The sequence below is a fragment of the Polaromonas sp. P3_C2 genome, assembly GCF_056402675.1.
The window spans coordinates 1-8,673 of sequence record NZ_JBFUGX010000105.1; the positions used below are offsets into that span (position 1 = coordinate 1).

Genomic DNA, 8,673 nt, shown 5'->3' on the forward strand with positions numbered 1-8,673 from the left:
GTTAATAGAAACGTGCTCCAGGCCGACCACGTTAGTTTCAATTTGTTACCGCTTTGGTTGTAACATTCGACCGCAGTACCGTTGCCAAAAAAAGACACCTAAAATGAGAAAACGGGCTGCCATGGTGGCAACCCGTTCATTTCAGGCGGTCAATGGCATTTATTGCGTTGCACCGCGCGGCTGGCTCGCTCACTGATCGCGCAGGCCAATTGCTACTGTCGGGTAGTGCAAACGAAGCCGCAGCTCCTGCTTCAGGCGGGTGTTGTCCAGCCGGCGCGACTCGCTCATGAAGCTCAGCAGCATCAGCGGCAACTCTTCCTGTGCCGTGCCCCGTGCCAGGCGCGGCGGCCGCGGCAGACCGTAGAGGTCCGCCGCTAGGTCGAAATAGTCGCCCATCTTCAGCTGCGTATCGTCACTGACGTTGCTGGCGCGCTGGGGCTTGCCGCGCCACAGCGCCGCCAGGCAGGCACGGGCCAGGTCGTCGGCGTGGATATGGTTGGTGTAGACGTCGTCTTCGGCACGCAGTACAGGTGTGCCCTTGAGCAACCTGCCACGCGGCGTACCGCCTTCGCGGTCGGACGCATAGATGCCCGGGATGCGCAGCAGGTGCACGCGGGTGCCGGTGGCCCGGCCAAAAAGCCGCAGATGCGCCTCGGCATGCACACGCCGCTGGGCACGCGGTGTGTGGGGCTTCAATGGCCGCGTTTCGCGCACCCATTCGCCGCCGCAGTCGCCATACACCCCGCTGGTGGAGCCATACACCAGCGACTGCGGCAGGCTGCGCAGGCGCAGGGCGCGCAGCAGTGCCAGCGTACGTGGGTCCGTACGCCAGTCGGGCTGGTCGCCGGGTGGCGGCGCCAGATGCACCACCCGCGTAGCCAGCCCGGCCAAGCGCCGCAGGGAGGCGCCGTCGTCCAGGTTGCCCAGCAGCGGTGTGATGCCTTGCGCGCGCAAAGCCGGGAAACGCTGCGGTGACGACGTCAGGGCGATGCGCCGGACATTGCGCGGCAGCAGGCGGGCTACGCGCAGGCCGACATCGCCGCAACCGGCAATCAAAACCCGCTCGCGGCGGAAACGGAAAGGCAGCGCGCCTAGGGGGTTCAGGTTTGAGGGCAAAATTGGGGTTGCTGGAAAAAGCCAGCCAGGTCGAGAACAGATACCGCAAGGATACCGAATATGAGCTTTAACGTGACCGTGCAACCCAGTGGCCGGACATTCATCGCCGAGGCGGATGAACCGCTGCTGGCAGCCGCCATTCGCCAGGGGATTGGCCTGCCCTACGGCTGCAAGGATGGCGCCTGCGGCTCCTGCAAGTCAAAAAAACTGGAAGGCAGCGTCCTCCATGGCGCGCACCAGGTCAAGGCCATGTCACCCGAGGAAGAGGCGAACGGCTTCATCCTGACCTGCAGCGCCAGGGCGACGAGTGATATCGTCCTCGAATCACGCCACGTCACGGATGAAAGCGCCTTCCCGGTCAAGAAGATGCCGGTGCGCATCAACAGCCTGGCCAAGGCCTCACACGACGTCATGGTGGTGCGCCTGCAATTGCCGGCCAGCGATGTGTTCAAGTACCACGCTGGCCAATATGTGGAGTTTTTGCTGCGCGACGGCGACCGCCGGGCGTATTCAATGGGCAATGCCCCGCACACCCAGGCCGACAACCCGGGCGTCGAGCTGCACATTCGCCACATGCCGGGCGGCAAGTTCACCGAGCACGTGTTCGGCCCCATGAAAGAAAAGGAAATCCTGCGCATCGAAGGCCCCTTCGGCAGCTTTTACCTGCGCGAAGACAGCGACAAACCCATGGTGCTGCTGGCATCGGGCACCGGCTTTGCGCCCATCAAGGCGCTGATCGAGCATCTGCAACACAAGGGCATCACGCGCCCGGCCGTGTTGTACTGGGGCGGCCGCCGCCCGGCCGATTTGTACATGGACGAATGGGTCAAGGCCAAGGCTGCGGAAATGCCGAATTTGCGTTATGTCCCGGTGATTTCCAACGCGCTGCCTGAAGACAACTGGACGGGGCGCACCGGCTTTGTCCACCAGGCCGTGCTGGAAGATTTTTCCGACCTGTCGGGCTATCAGGTGTATGCCTGCGGCGCGCCCATCGTGGTGGACTCAGCCAAGGCCGCCTACACGGCTGCGGGTCTGCCGGAGGACGAGTTTTATGCCGACTCTTTTGTGACCGAAAAAGAGAAAGCCCAGGCGACCGTGCCCGCGGAAACCTGAGCGGACACCTGGACAAAAAAAGCCCCGGCTGATCCGTCAGCCGGGGCTTTTTTATGTGCGGATTAAGCGCTGCGGCTACCTACCATGCGAACGCTCAGCCAGCCTTGCCGGGTGCAACCTGCCGGTCGTGCTTCTGGCGGCGGATGGCGGCGCTGGCGCGGTTTTCTTCACGCTTTAGCTTGCGGCGCTCGGCCTGTGTGACTTTGCCGTCGGATTTGGCGGCCAGCTTGTCGGACTCAATTTTCGTCTCGCGCTTATCGAGTTTGGCGGTCTCCTTGGAAGTCAACGCACCGGAGGTGACGCCCTGGTCAATACGTTTTTCCTGGTTGGACTGGCGCTGGTCGACGCGCGGCGTGGCCAGCGGGTCTTTGGGGGTCGCGGGAGCGGCAGGCGCCTGCGCAAAGGCTGCGCCAYCAGCAACCAGGGCGAGGGCGGCGACAAGGGTGTTGATCTTCATGGGGTTTCCTTGAGGTGGGGGTTGAGAAAACATGAAGCAGGCGCCTCATGAACCTCCAACGCGGCGCGGCCCCCGAACAGCCATGTCCGGTATGTAAAGATCCCGTAACGGCATGCATCAGGCTCTGCCCCAAGGCGTGGCCAACTTTTTGCAACAATAGGGACATGAACATTCGACCTTCCCTCACCCAGCCTTCCCTGCTCGGCAAATGCCTGGGCGCCCTTTTCATTGCAGGCATGGCGCTGTCAGCCCCTCTGGCACACGCCCAGCCCAAAGTCATGCGCATCATCGTGCCCTATGCAGCCGGCGGCCCGATTGACGTGACGGCCCGCCTGATGGCCGAACGCGTCAAGGACACGCTGGGCCCGGTCATCATTGAAAACAAGCCCGGCGGCGGCGGCAACATTGGTGTCGACGCCATCGCCAAGGCGCAACCCGACGGCATGACGATCGGCATTTCCGCTGTCGCCACCCACGCCATCAATCCCTGGCTTTACAGCAGGATGCCGTACAACGCAGCGACCGACTTCGCGCCCATCACACAGCTGGTGCGCGTGCCCAATGTGCTGGTGATCAACGCCGACTCCGCGCGGCGCCTGAACATCAACTCGCTGGCCGACCTGATCAAGTACGCCAAGGCCAATCCGGCCAAGCTCAATTACGCCAGCGGCGGTAACGGCAGCGCGGGGCACCTTGCCGGCGAAATGTTCAAGGCGCAGGCCGGCATCTTTGCGCTGCACATTCCCTACAACGGCGGCAACCCGGCGCAACTGGCGCTGCTGAGCGGCCAGGTGGACTACAACTTTGACAACCTGGCCACGGCATCCGCCAACATCAAGGCAGGCAAACTCAAGGCGCTGGCAGTCACCACAGCCAAACGCAGCGCCATGCTGCCCGATGTGCCTGCCGTGGCCGAGACGCTCAAGGGTTTTGAGATCGATACCTGGTGGGGACTGGTGGCGCCCGCAGGCACACCGAAAGACGTGATCGCCAAACTCAACCAGGCATTCGTCGCCGCGCTGAATTCACCCGAAGCCAAAACCCGCTTTGCCACACTGATGGCCGAACCTGTAGGCAACACGCCCGAGCAGTTCGGCGCCTTCATGAAAAGCGAAATGGCGAAGTATGAAAAAGTGGTGAAGGCGTCAGGCGCGAAGGTGGATTGAAAAAAGGTCCACCCCCTTCCAGGCTCACTGCGTGTAGCCTGTTCCCCCCTCAGGGGGCGGCGCCTGGGGCCGGCGAAGCCGAAAAATTGGCACACCCCTATCGGGCTCACTGCATGTAGCCCTTTTCCCCTTGCAGGGGACGGTGCCTGCGGCCCGGCAAAGCCGGTTCCGCGGCACCCACTGGCGAATACCTCCGCCGATAGTGCCCAAAGAATTCTTAAACCCAGCATGAGCCCCGGAACCGGCTTTGCCGGGCCGTAGGGCGGGCGGCCCCCTCGGGGGGCAGGGAGCTACACGCAGTGAGCGACCGTGGGGGCTCCATCACCACCGTGGGGGCTCACCTGGTTACGCGATCCCCGTATCGAATGCTCTTCAGGGAACCGCCCTCAAACAGCAGCATGGTCATGAACTGCCCGTAACCCGGGTTGTAAGTCCACTCTTCCACCTGCTGGCAGGTATTAACCGTCACGTTGGTGGTGGTGCTGGCGGTGGAACCCACGGTGTTTGGTGTCACGACAGTCGAGCTGGGCACTGTGTCAGGCGTGGCTTTGCAGAACGTGTCCTTCATGACAGGCTCGCCGCATCTTTGCAGGATCGTGCCTTTGGAATTGCCGATCTGCGCCAGGTCGCCCTTGCAGCGCAGTGACTGGGCCGAAGCCCCGGTGAAAAAAGATGAGGCCAGAAAGGCGAACATCACGACAGCAACGCGAACAACATACTGGTTCATTTTGACTTCCCCCAAGTTAAACAAGGATGCGCGTGGTGCGCACCCCTTCTTAACTTTATGCGTAAATATTTGGCGCCGCAAGGCATTTATGCCCTGCGCTGGTTGGCCAGATTTACGGGGTGACGTGCGTCCCGCAGCGCCTGCCGGCGCGCGGGCGCCTGCTTATTCGCCGAGGTAAGCGGCCCTGACGCGTGGATCGTTCAGCAGGCTTTTCGCGTCGCCGTTCATGGTGACGTTGCCCGACTCCATGACATAGCCGCGGTTGGCAATGCCGAGCGCACGGCTGGCGTTCTGCTCAACCAGCAGCACCGTCACGCCGCGGGCTGAAACGTCCTTGACCACTTCGAAGATCTTGTCGACCATGATGGGCGAAAGGCCCATGGAGGGCTCGTCCAGCAGCAGCACCTTGGGGCGGCTCATCAATGCACGGCCCATGGCCAGCATCTGCTGTTCGCCGCCCGACATGGTGCCGGCCAGCTGGTCCTTGCGTTCACGCAGGCGGGGAAACAGCACAAACATCTTTTCCATGTCTTCGGCGATGCCCGCCTTGTCGCTGCGGATGTAGGCGCCCATCTGCAGGTTTTCGGTGATGGTCATGCGGGTGAACACGCCGCGGCCTTCCGGCACCATGGCCAGGCCTTCTTTCACCAGGTCCCAGGCGCCGCGGCCCTTGATGCTCTTGCCCAGGTATTCAATGTCGCCGCCCAGCATGGGCAGCGTGCCGGTGATGGCTTTCATGGTGGTGGTCTTGCCGGCGCCATTGGAGCCAATCAGGGTGACCAGTTCGCCGTCGTTGACTTCGAAGTCAACGCCCTTGACCGCCTGGATGCCGCCGTAAGCGACCTTCAGGCCGGTCACTTTAAGGAGTGTGTTTGCCATATTCTTGCTTTCCTTCAATGACCTGTGCCCAGATAGGCGGTGATCACTTTTTCGTCTTTTTGTACGTCCGCGGGCGCGCCTTCGGCAATCTGCTTGCCGTAATCGAGCACGGTGACGCGGTCGCACAGGCCCATGACCAGCTTCACGTCGTGTTCGATCAGCAGAATGGTGCGGTTGTCCTTGCGGATGCGATCGATCAGCTCGCGCAGCTGCACTTTTTCGGTCGCGTTCATGCCGGCGGCCGGTTCGTCGAGTGCGRTCAGCTGCGGGTCGGTAGCGAGAGCCCGGGCAATTTCCAGGCGGCGCTGGTCACCGTAGCTCAGGGTGCGGGCCTTGAAGTCGGCGTATTTGCCGATGCCGACATAGTCGAGCAACTCCTGCGAGCGCTTGGCAATGGCGGCTTCTTCGTGCTTGAAACCGGGAGTGCGCAGCACGGCGCCGATCAGGCCCGAGTTGGTACGGATATGGCGGCCGACCATGACGTTTTCGAGGGCCGTCATGTCGGCAAACAGGCGGATGTTCTGGAAGGTCCGGGCAATGCCGGCCTTGGCCACTTCGTGCACCGCCGTGGGCTTGTAGGGCTTGCCGGCGAGCTCGAAGGTGCCGCTGTCGGGCGTGTAAAGGCCCGTCAGCACATTGAAGAAGGTGGTTTTACCGGCGCCGTTGGGACCGATCAGGCCATACACCTGGCCACGCTCGATATGGATGCCGACATCGGAAAGGGCCTGCAAACCGCCGAAGCGCTTGGAGACACCCGAGACTTTAAGAATGGTTTCGCTCATGTCCATTCTCCTTAGGGGTTGATTGACTGGATAGGGTCCGGGCCGACGGGCTTGTTCAGCGACTTGCCGTGCTCGGAAGCGGGCCACAGGCCGCGCGGACGCATCAGCATGACGGTGATCATGGCCAGCGCGATCAGCAGCTGGCGCAGGATGGCGGARTCRAGSCGGYCRTCGGTCATGGCCTGCAGTGGGCCGGCCACATGGCGCAGCACCTCAGGCAAAGCCGCGAGCAGCAAGGCGCCCAGAATGACGCCGGGCAAATGACCGATGCCGCCCAGCACCACCATGGCGACGATCATGACCGACTCCATCAGGCTGAAGGATTCGGGAGACACAAAACCCTGGAAGGCGGCAAACATGGAGCCCGACACGCCGCCGAAAGTGGCGCCCATGCCGAAGGCCAGCAGCTTCAGGTTGCGGGTGTTGATGCCCATGGCCTTGGCGGCGATTTCGTCTTCGCGGATCGCCATCCAGGCGCGGCCGATGCGGGAGTTTTCCAGGCGGTGGCAAACCACAACCGAGACGATCACCAGCACCAGGAAGAGGTAGTAGTACATCGACACCGAGTTGACTTCGAAGCCGAAAAACTCATGCGGCTTGCCAAGGTCGAAGCCGAAGAACTTCATCGAATCGATCTGGTTAATGCCTTTGGGGCCGTTGGTCAGGTTGATGGGGCGGTCCAGGTTGTTCAGGAACACACGGATGATTTCACCAAAGCCCAGCGTCACGATGGCGAGGTAATCGCCGCGCAGTTTGAGGGTCGGTGCGCCCAGCACCACGCCGAAGAATCCGGCGAGGGCCGCTGCCGCCGGGATGATCGCCCAGATCGGCAAATGCAGCCCGTTCGGAAACTGCGCCGCAATCCAGGGAAAGGCGTCGGCCAGGTGCGGCGAGCCGAGCAGCGCGAACAGGTAGGCGCCGACCGCGAAGAACGCGACATACCCCAGGTCCAGCAGGCCGGCGTAGCCGACCACGATGTTCAGGCCCAGGGCCAGCAGCACATACAGCAGCGCCATGTCGACAATGCGCACCCAGGCGTTGCCGCCCTGCTGCAGGATCAGCGGCAGCACCAGCAGTGCCGCCGCGACGATCAGGAAGGTAATGAGTTTTTTCGATTTGACAGAATTCATGAATGTTCTCCTTGTGTACCGGATGGACGCGGCGTCACGCCCGGTCCGCTACACGCTCACCCAGCAGACCTGAAGGCCGCAGCGTGAGCACAAAAATCAGCACGATGAAAGCAAAGATGTCGGAGTACTGGCTGCCCAGCACGCCGCCCGTCAGCGGGCCGATGTAGCCGGCGCCGATGGATTCAATCAGGCCCAGCAAAATGCCGCCGAGCACCGCGCCACCCAGGTTGCCGATGCCGCCAAACACAGCTGCCGTGAAAGCCTTGAGGCCCGGCAGGAAGCCCATGGTGTGCTGCACCGTACCGTAGTTGGAGGCGTACATGACGCCGGCCAGCGCGGCGAGGATGGCGCCGATAATGAAGGTGGCCGAGATGACGGTGTCGGGGCGCACGCCCATGAGCGCCGCAACACGGGGGTTTTCAGCCGTGGCGCGCATCGCACGGCCCAGCTTGGTGTAATGCACCAGCCACATCAGCACGGAAAGGGAGACAACCGTAGCACCCAGGATGAAGAGCTGGGTCACAGTGATGACGGCACCGCCGACCTGGAAGGGCTCGGAAGGCAACAGCGTGGGATAGGGCTTGTAGTTGGGCTTCCAGATGATCATGGCCAGGGTCTGCAGCAATAGCGACATGCCGATGGCGGTGATCAGCGGGGCCAGTTTGGGAGAGTTTCGCAAGGGCCGGTAGGCGATTTTCTCAATCGCGAAATTGAGGGCGCCGCACACCACAAAGGCGATCAGCAGCGAAATCAGCAAAATAATCCAGCCCGGCGTGCCCGGCATGGAATCCTGCATCAGGCCAATGATGGTCCAGCTGGTCAAAGCCCCCACCATCAGTACTTCGCCGTGTGCGAAGTTAATCAGGTTAATGATGCCGTACACCATGGTGTAGCCCAAGGCGATCAAGGCATACATGCTGCCCAGCACCAGACCATTGATGATCTGCTGTAGCAAAACTTCCATAACTCACTCTCCCGTCCAATTGATGAAATTGCGAACTCCGCCTGGCGGCCACCATCCACCGGGATCGCCGGTGACTGGCTTGAGTTAACAAAAAGCCCGCCTATCAAAGCCGGATGGCTGGTGAAGTTGGCGAGCTAATCCGCAAATTGTAGCCAAGCGTCTCTAGCGAGAATCGAGCCAGCGGTGCGGTTTTCGCGGGGTTTACCCTTGAGAAAGTGAAATTTTCGGGCCGAATCCACCTTTATCAGCGGCTTTTGTTTTTTATCAGTTTTTCTTATTGTTCTTAATTTTCAACTCATTTAACTTATCAGCTATGCGTATCTCCAGCCCTCTGTTGAC

General features: G+C 61.6%; 9 protein-coding genes. 2 read left to right on the forward strand and 7 right to left on the reverse strand.

The window, feature by feature from the left end; genetic code table 11:
• Positions 1-189: 189 nt before the first annotated feature.
• Positions 190-1,116: an NAD-dependent epimerase/dehydratase family protein gene (locus AC1DWI_RS06700; RefSeq protein WP_477669661.1), complete on the reverse strand. Its 927-nt coding sequence runs from the start codon at positions 1,114-1,116 to the stop codon at positions 190-192.
• 60 nt (positions 1,117-1,176) lie between these two features.
• Between AC1DWI_RS06700 and AC1DWI_RS06705 the strand changes: the two genes are divergently transcribed.
• Positions 1,177-2,229, forward strand: coding sequence for a CDP-6-deoxy-delta-3,4-glucoseen reductase (locus AC1DWI_RS06705; RefSeq protein WP_477669662.1), 1,053 nt, complete (start codon positions 1,177-1,179; stop codon positions 2,227-2,229).
• A 94-nt stretch (positions 2,230-2,323) separates the two neighbouring features.
• On the opposite strand, the gene AC1DWI_RS06710 is transcribed toward AC1DWI_RS06705, so the two are convergent.
• Entirely contained in the window at positions 2,324-2,686 is a 363-nt protein-coding gene (locus AC1DWI_RS06710; RefSeq protein WP_477724571.1) for a hypothetical protein, read from the reverse strand.
• Between the two features lie 236 nt (positions 2,687-2,922).
• Here AC1DWI_RS06710 and AC1DWI_RS06715 point away from each other — a divergent pair, with 236 nt between their 5' ends.
• A complete protein-coding gene (locus tag AC1DWI_RS06715) occupies positions 2,923-3,852 on the forward strand; it encodes a Bug family tripartite tricarboxylate transporter substrate binding protein (protein ID WP_477670200.1) in 930 nt (309 codons plus the stop codon).
• A gap of 337 nt (positions 3,853-4,189) precedes the next feature.
• Here the strand turns inward: AC1DWI_RS06715 and AC1DWI_RS06720 are convergent, their stop codons facing one another.
• From AC1DWI_RS06720 to AC1DWI_RS06740, 5 genes are all read right to left on the reverse strand, one after another.
• On the reverse strand, positions 4,190-4,579 hold the full coding sequence (locus AC1DWI_RS06720) for a DUF2845 domain-containing protein (protein ID WP_477669664.1): 390 nt from the start codon (positions 4,577-4,579) through the stop codon (positions 4,190-4,192).
• A gap of 162 nt (positions 4,580-4,741) precedes the next feature.
• Positions 4,742-5,458: an ABC transporter ATP-binding protein gene (locus AC1DWI_RS06725; RefSeq protein WP_477669665.1), complete on the reverse strand. Its 717-nt coding sequence runs from the start codon at positions 5,456-5,458 to the stop codon at positions 4,742-4,744.
• A gap of 14 nt (positions 5,459-5,472) precedes the next feature.
• Entirely contained in the window at positions 5,473-6,240 is a 768-nt protein-coding gene (locus AC1DWI_RS06730; protein ID WP_477724572.1) for an ABC transporter ATP-binding protein, read from the reverse strand.
• A gap of 11 nt (positions 6,241-6,251) precedes the next feature.
• The gene (locus AC1DWI_RS06735; RefSeq protein ID WP_477724573.1) at positions 6,252-7,370 is read right to left on the reverse strand and encodes an ABC transporter permease subunit; all 1,119 of its coding nucleotides are present in this window, start codon (positions 7,368-7,370) and stop codon (positions 6,252-6,254) included.
• A 34-nt stretch (positions 7,371-7,404) separates the two neighbouring features.
• Entirely contained in the window at positions 7,405-8,334 is a 930-nt protein-coding gene (locus AC1DWI_RS06740; protein WP_477669667.1) for a branched-chain amino acid ABC transporter permease, read from the reverse strand.
• Between the last annotated feature and the right edge of the window lie 339 nt (positions 8,335-8,673).

Coding starts and splice junctions, on each gene's coding strand:
- AC1DWI_RS06725 (WP_477669665.1), bottom strand. CDS start 5,458: ATGGCAAACACACTCCTTAAAGTGACCGGCCTGAAGGTCGCTTACGGC.
- AC1DWI_RS06705 (WP_477669662.1), top strand. CDS start 1,177: ATGAGCTTTAACGTGACCGTGCAACCCAGTGGCCGGACATTCATCGCC.
- AC1DWI_RS06715 (WP_477670200.1), top strand. CDS start 2,923: ATGGCGCTGTCAGCCCCTCTGGCACACGCCCAGCCCAAAGTCATGCGC.
- AC1DWI_RS06740 (WP_477669667.1), bottom strand. CDS start 8,334: ATGGAAGTTTTGCTACAGCAGATCATCAATGGTCTGGTGCTGGGCAGC.
- AC1DWI_RS06720 (WP_477669664.1), bottom strand. CDS start 4,579: ATGAACCAGTATGTTGTTCGCGTTGCTGTCGTGATGTTCGCCTTTCTG.